The organism is Aequorivita sediminis (genome assembly GCF_032080575.2).
Classification (GTDB): domain Bacteria; phylum Bacteroidota; class Bacteroidia; order Flavobacteriales; family Flavobacteriaceae; genus Aequorivita; species Aequorivita sediminis.
In genome coordinates, this window is sequence record NZ_JAVLSO020000007.1 from 23,262 (window position 1) to 39,300 (window position 16,039).

13 protein-coding genes are annotated in these 16,039 nt (G+C 35.5%); 7 read left to right on the forward strand and 6 right to left on the reverse strand.

Annotation, left to right across the window (positions count from 1 at the left end; translation table 11 throughout):
- Nucleotides 1–9: 9 nt before the first annotated feature.
- From recQ to RT250_RS10970, 3 genes are all read right to left on the reverse strand, one after another.
- A complete protein-coding gene (gene recQ, locus RT250_RS10960; RefSeq protein WP_313114771.1) occupies nt 10–2,097 on the reverse strand; it encodes a DNA helicase RecQ in 2,088 nt (695 codons plus the stop codon).
- A gap of 109 nt (nt 2,098–2,206) precedes the next feature.
- Nucleotides 2,207–2,503, reverse strand: coding sequence for a GIY-YIG nuclease family protein (locus RT250_RS10965; protein ID WP_271392288.1), 297 nt, complete (start codon nt 2,501–2,503; stop codon nt 2,207–2,209).
- Nucleotides 2,504–2,604: 101 nt separating this feature from the next.
- Nucleotides 2,605–2,937, reverse strand: coding sequence for a single-stranded DNA-binding protein (locus RT250_RS10970; protein WP_139854325.1), 333 nt, complete (start codon nt 2,935–2,937; stop codon nt 2,605–2,607).
- 443 nt (nt 2,938–3,380) lie between these two features.
- Between RT250_RS10970 and RT250_RS10975 the strand changes: the two genes are divergently transcribed.
- Nucleotides 3,381–5,045, forward strand: a complete 1,665-nt coding sequence (locus RT250_RS10975) for a T9SS type A sorting domain-containing protein (protein ID WP_313114773.1) — start codon at nt 3,381–3,383, stop codon at nt 5,043–5,045.
- A 70-nt stretch (nt 5,046–5,115) separates the two neighbouring features.
- Here RT250_RS10975 and RT250_RS10980 read toward each other — a convergent pair whose 3' ends face one another.
- Nucleotides 5,116–5,574 (reverse strand): CBS domain-containing protein, encoded by a 459-nt coding sequence (locus tag RT250_RS10980; protein ID WP_313114774.1) that lies wholly within the window; start codon nt 5,572–5,574, stop codon nt 5,116–5,118.
- 215 nt (nt 5,575–5,789) lie between these two features.
- On the opposite strand from RT250_RS10980, the gene RT250_RS10985 reads away from it, so the two are divergent.
- The 5 genes from RT250_RS10985 (at nt 5,790) to RT250_RS11005 (ending at nt 12,005) form a co-directional block, all read left to right on the forward strand.
- Entirely contained in the window at nt 5,790–6,986 is a 1,197-nt protein-coding gene (locus RT250_RS10985; protein WP_313114775.1) for a di-heme oxidoredictase family protein, read from the forward strand.
- 2 nt (nt 6,987–6,988) lie between these two features.
- Nucleotides 6,989–7,429: a QcrA and Rieske domain-containing protein gene (locus RT250_RS10990; RefSeq protein WP_313114776.1), complete on the forward strand. Its 441-nt coding sequence runs from the start codon at nt 6,989–6,991 to the stop codon at nt 7,427–7,429.
- A gap of 31 nt (nt 7,430–7,460) precedes the next feature.
- Nucleotides 7,461–8,639, forward strand: a complete 1,179-nt coding sequence (locus RT250_RS10995; protein ID WP_313114778.1) for a hypothetical protein — start codon at nt 7,461–7,463, stop codon at nt 8,637–8,639.
- Nucleotides 8,640–8,836: 197 nt separating this feature from the next.
- Complete coding sequence (locus RT250_RS11000) at nt 8,837–11,206, forward strand: M20/M25/M40 family metallo-hydrolase (protein WP_313114780.1); 2,370 nt, start codon at nt 8,837–8,839, stop codon at nt 11,204–11,206.
- Nucleotides 11,199–12,005: an NAD(P)H-binding protein gene (locus tag RT250_RS11005; RefSeq protein ID WP_313114781.1), complete on the forward strand. Its 807-nt coding sequence runs from the start codon at nt 11,199–11,201 to the stop codon at nt 12,003–12,005. The genes RT250_RS11000 and RT250_RS11005 overlap by 8 nt, the downstream gene beginning before the upstream one ends.
- 98 nt (nt 12,006–12,103) lie before the next feature.
- Here the strand turns inward: RT250_RS11005 and RT250_RS11010 are convergent, their stop codons facing one another.
- Nucleotides 12,104–14,170, reverse strand: coding sequence for a M13 family metallopeptidase (locus RT250_RS11010; protein ID WP_313114782.1), 2,067 nt, complete (start codon nt 14,168–14,170; stop codon nt 12,104–12,106).
- 151 nt (nt 14,171–14,321) lie between these two features.
- Nucleotides 14,322–14,903, reverse strand: coding sequence for a hypothetical protein (locus RT250_RS11015; protein WP_313114783.1), 582 nt, complete (start codon nt 14,901–14,903; stop codon nt 14,322–14,324).
- Between the two features lie 117 nt (nt 14,904–15,020).
- Here RT250_RS11015 and RT250_RS11020 point away from each other — a divergent pair, with 117 nt between their 5' ends.
- Nucleotides 15,021–15,968: an NAD-dependent epimerase/dehydratase family protein gene (locus RT250_RS11020; RefSeq protein ID WP_313114784.1), complete on the forward strand. Its 948-nt coding sequence runs from the start codon at nt 15,021–15,023 to the stop codon at nt 15,966–15,968.
- The last annotated feature ends 71 nt before the right edge of the window (nt 15,969–16,039 follow it).

A 16,039-nucleotide genomic window follows, 5' to 3' on the forward strand; every position in this document is an offset into this window, starting at 1 on the left:
CTGAAAACATTATAAGTACAAGGCCATTTTTATTTTCCAATAAGGTATTTTCTCTTTAAAGTATTCGAAATATGGCCTTAAAGCATCAGGATTTTCAAGTTCATCTTTTGCTTTTTTAATTTTCTGGATTTCTTCTGAAGAAATGAATAGGGAAAGGTCGATGTCTGCACCAGATTCGTGTGATTTGATAAAGTGACCATAAACGGAATCTTCAGAAAGTCCGCGTCTACTCGCGATTTCTGAAGGAGAAAGATTCTCTTCTACAAACATTTTATAGCTGCGTTCGTGAGTTGGTAATTTACTTTCTAAACTATCTAAATGCCGATTAATAACTTTAAGAAATTCATCTGCATATTTCTCAAGTTTAGCTTCTCCAACACCAGATACTTCGGCAAATTCTTCTCGATTTCTCGGTTTCTTATGCTCCATATCTTCTAAACTGGCATCGCTAAAAATTATATAGGCAGGCATCTTTGCTTCTTGTGCCAATTTAGAACGAAGAGTTCTCAGTTTCTCAAAAAGATCGGCTCTTATTCTTGTTGTTTTTTCTGCTTTTACTTTTTCTACTTCTTTAACAACATTTGCTAATTGTACCTGTTTCCCTTCAAAAAGAACTTGTTTAGCAAGCGGAGTTAGCAGCAGTCTGCCGTTTTCGTGAAAGTGAATTTGTAATATTCCTTGATTTAATAGTTGGATAGTGTATTGCTGCAAGTCTCTCCACGCGATATCTTTTGCAACACCAAAGGTTTTGATGTTTTGATACCCTTTATCATATACTTGAGCATTTTGTGCGCCACGCAGTACATCTAGAACCATCCCCATAGCTTCTTGTTCTTTTAAACGTGCTACTGCAGAGCATATTTTTTGTGCAATTAAGGTTCCGTCAAAGTACTTTGGTGGGGTTTTACAGATATCGCAATTGCCACAATCTTCACTGATATGCTCACCAAAATACCCTAGAAGTGCTTTTCTTCTACAACTTAAAGCTTCAGCAAATTGCTGCATACGTTCTAATTTTGCTAATTGATAAGCTTTGGTTTCGGTGCCTTCAGCAAATTTTCGAAGCATAATAACATCGGCAAAACTGTAAAAAAGTAAGGTATGTGCTGCTAATCCATCCCGACCACTTCGTCCTATCTCTTGATAATAGCCTTCAATGTTTTTAGGCATATTATAATGAATAACCCACCGTACATTACTTTTATCTATTCCCATTCCAAAAGCAATAGTTGCAACAATAATAGGGGATCGATCATTTAAAAAGTTGTCTTGAACTTTATTGCGTTCTTCCGAAGTGAGCCCTGCATGGTAAGCTTCAGCTTTATAACCCTTTGCGTTAAGCGTTGCAGCTAGTTTTTCTGTGCTTTTTCTACTTAAACAATAAATTATACCACTCTGCTTACCTCTTTTGGCAAGAAAATTAAAAATTTGCTTATTTCTATTTTGCCCTGGACGTATGTCAATATAAAGATTAGGTCTGTCAAAAGACGCAATAAATTTATTGGCATTAGGAATAGCGAGTTGTGTTGCAATATCTACTTGTGTAGGTCTATCGGCTGTTGCCGTTAGCGCAATTAGAGGAACCTCTGGAAACTGTTGTTTTAAACTTTTGAGTCGGGTATACGCAGGTCGAAAATCGTGACCCCAACTTGAAATACAATGCGCTTCGTCTACAGCAAAAAGACTAATTTTTATAGTACTCAACAAATAGTTGAGTAAGGGTAGACTTTCTGGTGCTACGTATAACAGTTTTAAAACTCCGTTTTGTAAATCTTTTAAAACCTCTTGCTGCTCTTCCTGAGGCTGAGAGCTATTAAAGACATTAGCCGAAATTCCATTCGCTTTTAATGCATCTACTTGATCTTTCATCAATGCGATTAAAGGCGAAATTACAATTGCAGTTCCTTCAATTGCTAAAGCTGGAAGTTGATAACATAATGATTTACCTCCCCCAGTAGGCATAATAGCAATAGTATCGTTTTGGTTTAAAACACTATTGATGATTTTTTCCTGATTGGGAAGAAATTCATCGTATCCAAAATGAGATTTTAATAAGGATAGTATATGAGTCTGCTGGGAATCTGAAGTGGAATGCATGATGGTAAAACTAATAATAATTTTGCGTTTGTGCCGGCCCTTCAATACAATCCCGATAAAATACTTAAACGCATTTTATCGGGATCACTCAGGGACCTCTTTTTTGGAATTAGTTTTTTTCTCTGAAAATTTTCTTTGAAAGGGCTTTCAAACTTTGTTCATCGGATTTTATAAGAGCTTCTTTCTTTTTTCTAGTCCATTTTTTCAATTGGTGTTCTCTTTGAAATGCGTGATCTATTCTTGTAAATACTTCCACGTATACTAACTTTACTGGAAGTCTTTCTGAAGTATACTCTCCTCCAATTCCATTCGAATGTTGCCAAAAACGTAAGTCAATATTTTTTGTACTACCAACATAGTAACTATTGTCATTACACAATAAAATATATGTATATGATTTCGCCATATGAAAATTAAGTTATCGATGAAGGTTGCTGAGTGATTATAATGAAAGGCGCCACAGCGCCTTTCATTATAATAGTATCGAAGCACCGGCTTCAACACATTCTACTTACTCAACATCAACAATTCATTACACATAACTTCTGTAATGTAGTGTTTGTTTCCTTCTTTGTCTTCCCAAGATCGGTTGGTAAGTTTACCTTCTATAGCGATTTCTTGACCTTTTGTTACATAGTTCTCAACTACGTTCACAAGTCCTCCTCTTACAACGATGTTATGCCAGTAAGCGCGTTCCACCTTGTTGCCATCTTTGTCTTTGTAACTGTCATCTGTGGCCATTGAAAATTTAGCCATTTTATTGCCATCGGCAAATGTTACAATTTCTGGGTCTTGCCCCAATCTTCCAATCAACTGTACTTTGTTTCTAAGTGCGTTCATGATTTCTAATTTTTTTTTGCCTGAGGTAAATTACAGGCGAGTTAAACAATTGATACTATCGAACATCATTTTATTCGACAGTACAAACATAGACCGACAAACAAATTCTATTCGGTATTTACACACTTACTATCGTTTATAGTTGTTTACAAGCATTTGTAAACGAATATTTCAACATATAAATGTTTTTGTAATTCTGTGTCACAATGAAGAGAGCCCTTATATAATGCGAGTTTTCAATTACTGACTCTTAGGAGAAGTAAATTTATTTACCAAGAATTTTGAAATTTTGACTTTATAGTTTTCAACAAGAAATATTTCATAATAACTGCTAGTTTCAATTTGCAGAATACTCAATGAGAACTACAGTTTACTCATTTAACATTGATTTGTAGCGATTTAACCTCTACTTTTCGGCCTTAATTAAACCAAAATTAACAATTATGAGAAAAATTATTTTACCATTAACCATGTGTTTTATTGCCAGCTTAGGTATTATAAACGCGCAAAGTAATTCAGCAAGTTCGACATTAGAGTCGAATCAATCACAGCAAAATGGAGTGTTACCTGCTGCTTATTACGAAACGTCTACCTCTCCAATAGGGGAGTCCCCAAATGGAGTTGAAAACTCAAGTATTTCTATTGACTTCCATAACACCAAGGTCAAAAATTTTGGTTCCTACGGGCCAGCAGCTAGACCAGATGGCACTGAGGAGTTTGGTGAAAACCTTATCTACACTAGTGGTCCATTTATAAATGATGCTCCAGATTTAAGTATTTTGGAGAATGTAACTAATGGCATGGATTTATTTGGATTTGGGGTTAATTATAACAACAGCCAAAGTTTAGCAGAAAGTTTTATTTTACACGATGGTTTTGATATTTCTAAAATTGATGTTTATGCATATCAAACAGGAACCTTACCTCCTTCTATTACAGCAATGTATGTTCAAATTTATAATGGAGATCCAAGTGCTGGAGCTTCAGTAGTTTGGGGTGATTTATCTACAAATGTTTTAGAGACTGTCGAAGATTCTGGCGTATATAGAGTTTTAGAAGATGATCAATCGAATACTGATAGAAAAATTCAAAAGATAACTGCTAACATCAACGGCTTAACATTATCACCTGGAACATATTGGGTGGAGTACAGTTTAGAGGGATCAGGTGGTTCTGGGCCATGGGCACCCCCAATTTCAGTGTTAGGAGAAACAAATACGGGAAATGCACTTCAAAATATATCTGGTTCGTGGCAAGCAGTTGTTGATGCTGGAGTAAATGAACCTCAAGGACTACCAGTTCAGATTTATGGTACTATAAATCTTCAAGGAAGTTGTGCTGAACTTAATCCACCATACAATTGGTTATTTGAAGATGCTTTAAACATAACCACAGGAGGGGTATACGACGTTGCCAATGACTTAACTTTACAAGCAAATGAAAGCTTTACACTTGAGCACATAACCGCATATATGTTTTCAGAGTGGCCAATTAGTCAGGTAGATGTAACATACTATAATGACGATAATGGAATGCCGGGTAGTGTAATTGGTTCGGAAAACGCAATAACTCTTAATCATGTGAACGCAGTAGGATCTTCTCATGTATCTATTCACAATGTTTATAAGGTAGATATGACAGTTGATGCGTTTGAATTTACTGGTGATGTAAATAGTTCAAAAAAATATTGGATTGGATTATCAGCAAAAAGTTCAAATAACACTAGTGTTTATTGGGGTGTGACTTCAGGTAATTCAGTTGGTAACCCAGCAGCTCAAAGAAATAATGGCGTTTGGGGTATTTGGGACGGTAATTTTGATGGACTTTACACTTGGTATGGTGACTGTAGTCCTGTATTAGGTGTTGATGATAATGAGCTTACTCAATATAGCGTTTATCCAAACCCTGCGAATAATATTCTAAACATAGAAGCTGCTCAAAATATTGAATCTGTTACCTTGTTTAATCTTTTAGGGCAAAAATTATTGTCTAAAGATGTAAACAATACTTCTGCGGAATTAAATATTTCAGGTCTTCAAGTAGGAGCTTATATTCTTCATACCACTATTGATGGACAAGTGAACACACAAAAAATTATTAAGCAATAAATCAATTGTTTAATTTTTAAAAAAAAGCCATTCTCAATTGAGAACGGCTTTTTTCGTTTGCGTTGAAATATTACCAAGTTTGTCCCTTGAGTTCCAATGCAGCTCTTAAAATATCACTCTGACTTATTTGCCCAGCTAGCTTTCCATTTTCTAAAATTGGAAATCTTCGGTGTTTCGACTCTAAAAATTTATTGGCAGCATCAAGTACATTCATTTCGCCATCAATAGTTTCTACATTTTTAATCATATGTAGTTCTACCTTTACATCTTCCATAGGATGATTGTGATATCTAGCATCACTAAGTTCCTTTAAACAGTCACCTTCAGATATAATTCCTACTAACTCATTGTTGTTGTTAATCACAGGCCCTCCTGAAATTCCTTTCTTTACAAGTACTTCAACAACTTCTATTATCGATTGCTCAGGTTTAAAGGTTATCAGATTTCGTGTCATATAATCGGACACTTTAATTTTTTCTGAAGAGCTCTGAGGCTTTGCTCTTTTTCCTATAAAATTCTTAATTCCCATAATATCAATTTTTTGCGACTTTGTAATATAAGCAAATTTTTAAAATAATTAAAGATCGCTATTCAACCTAAGCTTCATTTAATTATATAATTAACATTTTTCATCATAAATATTTTCAAAGAATTTTATTATGAATCACCTATATTTAGTGTAACATAATTATATATTTTTGGTAGTATAATAAAATTATTTAGCTTTGGCTAAAAAATAAAATAATGAAGACTAAAATATTCTTAATTACATCTCTAATTTTTATATCATTATTGTTTTCTTGTGAAGCATTAGGTCCGCAAGAACCTGAGGAATACGAATTGCTCGATGGTCCAGTCGAAAATCTAAATCAAGCTGAAGCTATACGTTTTATAGAAGGCGATAAGGCTTTTAACGATCAAATATTTACTAAAGAAACAGGGCTAGGACCAATTTTTACAGGCACAAGCTGTGTAAGTTGCCATGCCGGAGATGGGAAGGGGCATCCTTTTGTATCATTTACACGGTTCGGACAGGATTTACCTGGAATAAATAACTTTTTAGAAATGGGAGCTCCACAACTACAGAATAGGGCCATTCCTGGCTACGAACCTGAAACCTTACCTTCAGGGGCTCCACACGCCGAATTTCTAGCACCTATTGTTACAGGTCTTGGTTTTCTCGATGCTGTTTCAGATGAAGATTTATTGTCGATGGCAGATCCCGACGATTTAGATGGCGATGGTATAAGTGGTAGAGTTCACTGGAACGATAGACCTGATTATGTTAAGGACCGACCTGGAACCATTTCTGAGAATGGTAAATATATTACACGTTTCGGAAAAAAAGCAAATATGTACGACTTGCTTCATCAAACTGCCGATGCTTATAATCAAGATATAGGAATAAACTCCTATTACGAACCTTTTGATACTTATAGTGGAGATAAGGTTCAACCCGAAATTGATAGAAAAACGATTAATGATGTAGTATTTTACTTAAAAACGCTTAAAGCACCTATTCCTCGGAATCAAGATAACCCAGAGGTTGTAGCTGGAAAAGCACTATTTGAAAACACACAATGTACTGCTTGTCATAAACCCACGCTAAGAACTTCTTATTCACCAATTACAGCTATTTCTTATCAGGAATTTCACCCTTACACCGATATGCTTTTGCACGATATGGGTCCCGAGCTAGATGACGGTTACACTGAAGGATATGCGCTTTCTTCCGAATGGAGAACTGCACCTCTGTGGGGAATTGGGCTTTCCAAAGATTCACAAGGTGGTGAATATTATTTAATGCACGACGGTAGAGCTAGAAGTATTGAAGAAGCAATTTTACTCCACGGAGGAGAAGCTCAAAACGCTAAAAATAAATATCAAAACTTAAGTCAACAAGAAAAAAGTCAACTTATAAAATTTATAGAATCCCTGTAAATATGAACAGAAAACAATTTTTAAAAACCTGTGGGGTCGCTTTGGTAGGTTTACCTTTTGCCTCTGCCATTTTAACTTCTTGTCAGAGTATTTACTATGCTTCTTTTAAAACTTTTAAAAACAAAATAGTAGTACCTCTTTCTGAATTTGAAATTGTCAAGAAATCAAGTAAAGTTTATAGAGATTTCGTTATGGTAAACACTGCTTCGCAAGATTTCCCAATTTGTTTGTACAGAATAGAAGGACGCAATTATATCGCCTCATTGATGAAATGTACACATCGAGGATGCGAATTAAACGTAGGCGGCGGTATGTATAGCTGCCCTTGCCACGGTAGTGAATTTGATACAAAAGGAAAGGTGTTAGAAGGACCCGCAGAACAAAATCTAAAAACATTTAAAACAACAATTGATGATGAAAATATATACATCGAACTATTTTAAAATAGGGCTATACTTACTAATTTTTTTCTATATGGAAACTGCGTTAGCTCAGAAAGAAAAATCGGGTATCGAGCAATCGGTACAGGAAAGTCAATTAAATATGGATGCAGTTTTTAGCAGGCCGTCACTTAGCTTCGAGAAGGTTCCTGTAGCTTTAGGTGGGTATTTAGAGGCCAATACGATGCATCGAATTGAAGAAGGAATTACCGACGGACTGTCTTTTCAAGCTAGAAGGTTGACAATTTTTATGGCGGCTTCAATTTCAGAAAGAATTAAATTTTTAACTGAAATTGAATTTGAAAACGGCGGGAAGGAAATAGCCATTGAATTTGCGGCACTCGATGTGGCCTTTCACCCAATGTTTAATTTTAGAGGTGGAATTGTTATGAACCCAATAGGCGCTTTTAATGAAAATCACGATGGTCCTAAATGGGAGTTTGTTGAACGCCCTGATGTAGCAGTAAATATGCTCGCGGCCACCCAATCTAACGCAGGATTTGGAGTTTATGGTAAAACGTATTCTGGAAATTGGATTTTTGGTTACGAAGCTTACCTCACTAATGGATTTAACAGTAAAATTATTTCCAATGAAGAAGATAAAACTTATTTGCCCGCTTATAAAGATGGCGATAATTTATTCGAAGAAAATTTAAGCGGAAAAGCAATGTTTTCAGGAAAATTGGCAATTAAAAACAGAAAGATTGGAGAACTTGGTCTCTCGTATATGGGGGGAGCATACAACAAATTTGAAGAGGATGGTTTATCAGTAGAAGACAAGGCTCGGGTAACTGTTTTTGCCATAGATTGGAATACGACAATTCAAGCTAGCAATACGTATATAGTTGGAGAAGCAGCTTTTGTGAAAGTTGAAACACCAGAATCTTATACGCCACAATATGGTAATAAACAGCATGGGTTTTTTATGGATGTAGTTCAACCAGTTTATAAAAATAAGATATTCGAGTGGGAAGATGCCACATTTAATCTTGCTGCGAGACTTGATTATGTAGATTGGAATGTTGGTAAATTTAAAGAAATAGACACTAAAATTGGGGATCAACTTTTAGCTGTAACGCCAGGAATTAGTTTTAGACCAACGCCAAAAACAGTTTTTAGAATAAACTATCGTTATGAGAGGCAAAAGGATATTATAAACAATCCTGCCGAAAGGGCTGCTACATGGTATATGGGGTTTAGTAGTTATTTTTAGTCAGCAGGTGGCCGGTATTACTTAATTGGGTTGTGGTTTATTGGTTATTAGGTAAGTTGTTAATTCATTAAAGTTCTTATTTTTGTTAGTATTAAATTTATCTACGGTAAGTAAATTTAATATTTAATTAGAATTTTCAGCACCTCATTTCCCAAGTAATATCGGGCATCACTGATTAAATTGCAAAAACTACATTTATGAAACACTTCAATGCTTTTCTATCCTTGCTTCTTATCATAGCATTGGTTTTTTACAGTTTTTATGGATTAATGCCGAAGTATGATGAGGATGAAGTAAAATTGGCTACCGAATTTTCAGTAGATAGAGCGCTGATACCTCTTGAAAAAATTGCTAAAACCCCTCATTATTTAGGTTCACAAGGTCATGCAGACGTTCGAAAGTTTTTATTGTCTGAATTGCGAAAGTTGGGGAGGGAACCTCATATTCAAGAAGGGTTTAGTTTAAATCCACAATCAAAAACACTTAATAAGCCTACTAATATTGCTGCTCGCATTAAGGGTGCTGAAGACGGAAAGGCACTTTTGCTGCTTTCGCATTACGACAGCGCGCTTGTACCTTCCTTTGGTGCTAGCGATGCTGGTACGGGTGTAGTTGCTATCTTAGAGAGCGTACGCGCTTACCTTGCTTATGGAAAAAAACCAAAAAATGATATAATTATTCTCTTTACAGATGCTGAAGAAATTGGATTGGACGGTGCCAAACTGTTTGTAAACGAACATCCCTGGGCTAAAAATGTAGGTTTAATATTAAATTTTGAAGCGCGTGGCACGAGTGGTCCAAGTAATATGATTTTGGAAACAAATGGAGGAAATTCTCAACTCGTGATAGAATTTATCAAAGCGAATCCAGAGTTTCCTGTTGCTTCTTCCTTAATGTATAGCGTTTATAAAATGTTGCCAAATGATACCGACTCCACCATCTTTAGGGAAGATGGGGATATTGATAGTTTCTTTTTCGCTTTTATAGATAGCCACTTTAACTATCACACGGCAAATGACAATATGTATCACCTAGATTGGAATAGTTTGATGCATCAAGGCAGTTATTTACTGCCGTTAATCCATTATTTCGCCGATGCCGATCTTTCAAATATAAAGTCTGAAACGGATGATGTTTATTTAAATTTCCCTTTGGTGAAAATGATTAATTATCCCTTTTCATGGATATTACCGATGCTCATTTTAGCTTTTTTGATATTTGTATTCTTAATTTTTTATGGTGTTAAAAAGGGAAGAATTTCAGGAAGAGCAATTGCCAAAGGTTTTGTTCCCTTTTTAGTATCATTAATTAGTTGCGGCCTCATTGGGTTTTTTGGATGGAAATTAATACTAGCGCTCTATCCACAATATGCCGAAATTCAACAAGGATTTACATATAACGGGCATTGGTATATTGCATTTTTTGTATTGCTGTCATTGGCAATCGTATTTTCAGTCTATAAAAAGTTCATTACAAAGTTTAATGAACCTTCCATTTATGTGGCTCCGTTATTTTTCTGGCTCTTGATTAATTTGGCTGTTTTTATCATCTTAAAGGGAGCCGCATTTTTTATTATTCCTGTTTTTTTCGGACTTCTTTCGCTTTTTGTAATGATTCGTCAAGAACGACCAAATCTTTTAGCAATGGCATTTTTAGCGGTGCCTGCTATCTTTATTTTCGCACCCCTTATACAATTTTTTCCAGTTGGTTTAGGCTTAAAAATGCTTGTTATTAGTTGTGTGTTCACTGTATTACTCTTCGGGTTGATGCTTCCAGTTTTTGCGTATTACAAATGGAAGAACTTAGTATCGGCACTGTGCTTTATACTGGCTATTTCTTTCTTTATCGTTGCGCATTCAAAAAGTGACTTTACTGAGGAAAGGAGAAAGCCAACCAGTCTTGTTTACTATAAAGATGCAGATAATGAAAAAACTTTCTGGCTTACTTACGACAAAGAAATTGACGAATGGACTGAACAATATCTTGGTAAAAATCCTAGTAATAATACTTTAAATTTAGCTGAGGTTCCCTATAGTAAATATGGTTTTAATTACAGTTACGCAGCTGAAGCTCCAAAGAAAAATATTGCAGATTTTGAGGTTTTTTTAGAAAATGACACTTTAATAAATAACCTTAGAAATGTTACGCTCGTAATTGTCCCTAAACGAAATGTCAATAAAATAGATTTGTATAGTGAAGAAAGTACATCATTTAATTCACTAAAATTTAATGGAAAAGAAATGCCTGTATCTAGTTTATCAAAAGGCTATAGAGGAACCAAAAACCCTGCCCTTATCAATTACTATGTTTCTCCAAATGATTCATTAAAAGTTGAATTTTCTGTTGAAAAGGATGTTTCTGTGGGTTTTAAGGTAATGGAATATTCATTCGATTTAATGGATAACCCAGAATTCGACATAACCAAACGTCCTGATTATGCTATGCCTAAACCCTTTGTGATAACTGATGCGATTGTGGTAAAGCGAACTTTTAATGTAGATTCATTAAAAAAGAAAACTGTAGATTCGCTTTCTATAAATCCTGAAATTATTTTAAATAATGAGTAAAACAATTGCCATAGCGGGTCTTGGTTGGTTAGGTCAGCCTTTAGCTTATCGTTTACACTTATTAGGCTATAAGGTGAAAGGCTCTGTTACAACTATGGAAAAAGCTACTTTGTTACAGAAGAACGGAGTAGAGGCCTATCCTGTTGAAATTACAGATAGAGGTGTGCAGGGGTCTGTTAAAGCATTACTGAAGACTTCCGATTATTTAATAATTATGATACCTCCTGGATTAAGACGTAACACTGGCGCCGACTATATACTTAAAATGGTGCATTTTCTAGAAGCGATAAAACAAACTGAGGTTGAAAAAATAATCTTGGTGAGTAGTACTTCGGTTTATGATGATAGCCAAGGAAAAGTAACTGAAAAGGACGAGCCACAACCAGAAACTATATCGGGCAAACAATTAAGACAGGTGGAGCAATTATTTGCAAATTCTAAGGGATTAAAAACTACTATTGTTCGTTTTGGTGGTTTGATAGGTGGTAGTAGACAGCCCGCAAAATATCTGGCAGGTCGTAAAGATTTGAATGATGGAGATGCCCCGGTTAATTTAATTCATCGTGACGACTGTATTAATATCTTAGTAAAGATTATTAAACAAGACGCTTTTGGAACTGTATTTAATGCTGTAAATCCATACCATCCCAAAAAATCTGAATATTATATACAGAAAGCAAAAGAGCTAAGTTTGGAGCCACCTACATTTGCCGAAAGCAATGTGGATGAAAAATTTAAACAGGTCGATTCTGAGAATTTGAAAAAAGTTTTGGATTATGCTTTTAAAACTTCCATATAAAAAAAGGAGCCATTAAAGCTCCTTTTTCAATTTAAAATATTTCAATGCTTCGACTGCGCTCAGCACAGGCAGGTAAGCTCAATGAGACAGTTTATTAACTACCAAATACGCACTCTATCTTCTGGTGCAAGGTACATTCCATCTCCTTCTTTAATATTAAAAGCTTCGTAAAAAGCATCAATATTTAATAAGGGTTGTGTAGCTCTTACCATTCCTGGAGAGTGTGGATCTGTTTTTACTTGGTTGCGTAGCGCCTCGTCACGAGACATGGTACGCCAAACAGTAGCCCAGCTCATAAAGAAACGTTGTTCTGGAGTAAATCCGTCGATGTTATCAGGGCGTCCATTTTCTTTAAAGAAACGCTGTAATCCGTCGTAAGCGCCTAACACACCTCCTAGATCCCCAATGTTTTCGCCTAAAGTAAATTTTCCATTGATGAATACACTGTCAAGAACTTCAATTTTACTGTACTGCTCAGCAAGTTTATCGCCGCGCTCGGTAAAGTTTTTAAGATCTGTTTCTGTCCACCAGTTTGCTAAGTTTCCATTAGCATCAAATCGCGATCCGCTATCGTCAAAAGCGTGGGAAATTTCGTGACCAATTACGGCACCAATTCCACCGTAATTAACAGCTTCATCTGCCTTGTAATCGTAGAAAGGTGGCTGAAGGATTGCAGCTGGGAAAACGATTTCGTTGTTGAATGGATTGAAATAAGCATTTACAGTTTGCGGGCTCATTCCCCATTCGGTACGATCTACAGGCTCATCAATTTTAGAAAGGTTATCTTTTAATCCCCAAGTTTGTACTGCAATCATATTGTCGTAATAGGTATTACCTTCTTTTACTTGCATGTCTGAATAATCCTTCCATTTGTCTGGATATCCAACTTTTACAGTGAATTTGTCAAGCTTTTCGTTTGCTTTTACCTTAGTGCTATCGCTCATCCAAGTTAAAGCATTAATACGGTCTTTATACGCTGCAATTACATTTGCAATCATTTTTTCAGCTTTCTCTTTAGCTTCCGGTGGAAACATTTCATCTACGTAAAGCTTTCCTAAAGCTTCTCCAACACTTCCATTAACAGTTGAAAGTGCGCGTTCATCTGCTGGCTTTTGTGTTTTAGTTCCGTTTAAAGTTGTAGCATAGAAATCGAAGTTAGCTTTTTCAATTTCTGTGGTTAACATTCCTGTAGCGTTGTTTAAAGTAGACCAACGCATTACCGTTTTCCAAGTATCAAAGTCTGGTTTAGCAAACATTTGTTTCAATGTTTCCATATACTTCGGTTGCATTACGATAATAGTATCCATTTCCTTGGTAATACCCATTCCTTTAAAGGCTTCTTTCCACTGAAGTTGAGGAAGCATTTTTTGAAGCTCGTCTATGCTACGTGGATTGTTGAAATTTCTAAAATCACGGCTTGCAACTTTATCCAATCTTGGCGTAGCGAGTTTTGTTTCAAAAGCAAGAATAGTTTCAGCTTGTTTACGGGCAGACTCTTCCGAATCACCTAAAAACTGAAGCATTCTTGTAATGTGATTTATATACTGCTCTCTAATTTTTACAGAAGCAGGATCGGTATTGGTATAGAAATCACGATCTGGAAGCCCTAAACTACCTGGAGTGATATATGCAGAGTTCATCGAACTGTTGCTTGGGTTTGAAAAAGCTGCAAGTCCTAAAAATGGTTGTGAAACTTCAACAGCATTTTCACTCATTACTTTTTGAAAGTCTTCAATAGTATTTATGGCCGCAATTTTTTCAAGTGCCGGTTTTAATGGTTCGATTCCAGCTTTGTCTCTTGCTACAGTATCAAGCTTTGTTTCATAAATCATCAAAGCTTTTGCTTGGTCGGTTTCTGGAGCATATTTTCCGCTCTTTCTTGCTTTTTCCAAGATGTTAAGCATGTCTTTACTTGTCTTTTTACGAAGAATCGTAAATCCAGCCCAACTAGTTTCATCGTCAGGAATCTCGTTGTTCTTCATCCAGTTTCCATTCACGTAGTTGTAAAAATCATCTTTTGGGTTCACGGTAGTGTCCATGTTTGCTAAGATAATTCCGTGTGGCTCAGTATCAGTTACCGCCACTTCGGTTTTTTCTTTACAAGCGGTTGTAGCAGCTGCGATTACCGCGAAAGCTACAACGGGTTTTAAAAATTTTGTTTTCATTTATATTGATTTTTGTTTTTAGCGGAAGATGCTTACTTGCATGTTAAGCAAGAACTGCCCATTGTTTTCATCTTCAATTGAAATTATTAGTATTGGGCTAATTTATTTTTTCTAAGCAATAAGTTGCTCATTCGGAATTATTGTTACACTTCTAGTTCTTTTTATCTTGTAACTCTAGTTCAAATATAGAATCTCGAAAACGCTCTTGCTTTTTTAATTCGTTCTCTTCATCTTCTTTTCTTTGATAATCTATTTTGTCTTTTAAAAACTTCTCATTTAAGTGAGTGATTAAATTCTCCACTGCAATGTTTAGTTCTTTTACAGATTCTTGGATATTTAAAGAGTCTATATTGTCTTGATGTGATGTTTGGTATAATAATTCTGATCTAGTTTTTAGAACTAACAACCTGCTATTTATTGGATTTGTATTTAGCGTATCTGGAATTTTTTTAAATAGAGAATCTGAAATTTCTCTAAGCCTTACTGCGTGTTCGCGTAAGTCGCGGTAGTTGCTTCCGTTAGTGCTTTTTGCTTCTTGGATAAGATCTTCCAGAACACCCCATTTTACAGCTTGTTCTTTTGCCGGTTCTATAAGTTGAGGATATGTATAGGTTGTATCGCCAAAAATTATAGACATATTGGTGTTCGGCAATTCTGCTTTTTGCACTTCAGAATTATTTCCACAGGAAAAAAGGAAACTAATAGCTATTAAAATTGGAATTATAAACTTCATAAAAAATTAAAGAACCACAAATATACTGGTTATTAGCGAAATGACACGTTAATTTTTTTAAAGGGAAAGAGTTGATTATCCGTATATTTGCACCTCATTTTGATAAAAAGAAAATTGATGAAAAAGAGGATTCTGATTATTGGGGCCTGTGGACAAATAGGAACAGAGCTTACAATGTATTTAAGACAAGAATTTGGATCACATAAAGTTATTGCAAGTGATATCCGTGAAGGCGATGAAGAGCTTATGAACAGTGGTCCATTCGAAATATTAGACGCTACCAATTATGAAGCCATACAAGAGGTTGTAATTCGTTACGAAATAACTGAAGTTTATTTAATGGCAGCTATGCTTTCGGCTATTGCAGAGAAATTCCCTATGCGTGGGTGGAACTTAAATATGGATTCACTTTTTCACGTTTTAAACTTAGCTAAAGATAAAAAAGTAGAAAAGGTATTTTGGCCATCTAGTATTGCTGTTTTTGGACCTACAACTCCAAAAAATGATACCCCACAGCACACTATTATGGAGCCAAGTACGGTTTATGGAATTAGTAAACAAACAGGCGAGCGCTGGTGCGAATATTACAATAAGCGTTATGGGGTAGATGTAAGAAGTATTCGTTACCCCGGTTTAATTAGCTACAAAACCTTACCTGGTGGTGGTACTACCGATTATGCAGTAGATATTTACCACAAGGCACTTAAGCACAAACAGTATGTTTGCTTTTTAAATGCTGAAACAACGTTACCAATGATGTTTATGGATGACGCTATTCGAGCGACTGTGAACATTATGGAAGCCGATAAGGAAGATATTAAAGTTAAAAGTTCGTATAATCTTGCTGGGATGAGTTTTGATCCTGAAGAGGTTACTGAAAGTATCAAAAAGCACATTCCAGAATTTAAAATTTCTTACGAACCAGATTTTAGACAAGATATTGCCGATAGTTGGCCACAAAGTATAGACGATAGCGAAGCTAGAAAAGATTGGGGTTGGGAAAGCAAAATTTCATTGGATGAAATGACAGAGATTATGCTTACAAATTTGAAGGATAAGTACTAATGTCTTTAATCGGCATTTGCTGAAGTTATCAATAAAAACAAAAACAGGTTCAAAATTAATTGAACCTGTTT

What these genes read in the sequence shown, in the direction of transcription:
- recQ (WP_313114771.1), bottom strand. Translation starts at nt 2,097, where the DNA reads ATGCATTCCACTTCAGATTCCCAGCAGACTCATATACTATCCTTATTA.
- RT250_RS10965 (WP_271392288.1), bottom strand. Translation starts at nt 2,503, where the DNA reads ATGGCGAAATCATATACATATATTTTATTGTGTAATGACAATAGTTAC.
- RT250_RS10970 (WP_139854325.1), bottom strand. Translation starts at nt 2,937, where the DNA reads ATGAACGCACTTAGAAACAAAGTACAGTTGATTGGAAGATTGGGGCAA.
- RT250_RS10975 (WP_313114773.1), top strand. Translation starts at nt 3,381, where the DNA reads ATGAGAAAAATTATTTTACCATTAACCATGTGTTTTATTGCCAGCTTA.
- RT250_RS10980 (WP_313114774.1), bottom strand. Translation starts at nt 5,574, where the DNA reads ATGGGAATTAAGAATTTTATAGGAAAAAGAGCAAAGCCTCAGAGCTCT.
- RT250_RS10985 (WP_313114775.1), top strand. Translation starts at nt 5,790, where the DNA reads ATGAAGACTAAAATATTCTTAATTACATCTCTAATTTTTATATCATTA.
- RT250_RS10990 (WP_313114776.1), top strand. Translation starts at nt 6,989, where the DNA reads ATGAACAGAAAACAATTTTTAAAAACCTGTGGGGTCGCTTTGGTAGGT.
- RT250_RS10995 (WP_313114778.1), top strand. Translation starts at nt 7,461, where the DNA reads ATGGAAACTGCGTTAGCTCAGAAAGAAAAATCGGGTATCGAGCAATCG.
- RT250_RS11000 (WP_313114780.1), top strand. Translation starts at nt 8,837, where the DNA reads ATGAAACACTTCAATGCTTTTCTATCCTTGCTTCTTATCATAGCATTG.
- RT250_RS11005 (WP_313114781.1), top strand. Translation starts at nt 11,199, where the DNA reads ATGAGTAAAACAATTGCCATAGCGGGTCTTGGTTGGTTAGGTCAGCCT.
- RT250_RS11010 (WP_313114782.1), bottom strand. Translation starts at nt 14,170, where the DNA reads ATGAAAACAAAATTTTTAAAACCCGTTGTAGCTTTCGCGGTAATCGCA.
- RT250_RS11015 (WP_313114783.1), bottom strand. Translation starts at nt 14,903, where the DNA reads ATGAAGTTTATAATTCCAATTTTAATAGCTATTAGTTTCCTTTTTTCC.
- RT250_RS11020 (WP_313114784.1), top strand. Translation starts at nt 15,021, where the DNA reads ATGAAAAAGAGGATTCTGATTATTGGGGCCTGTGGACAAATAGGAACA.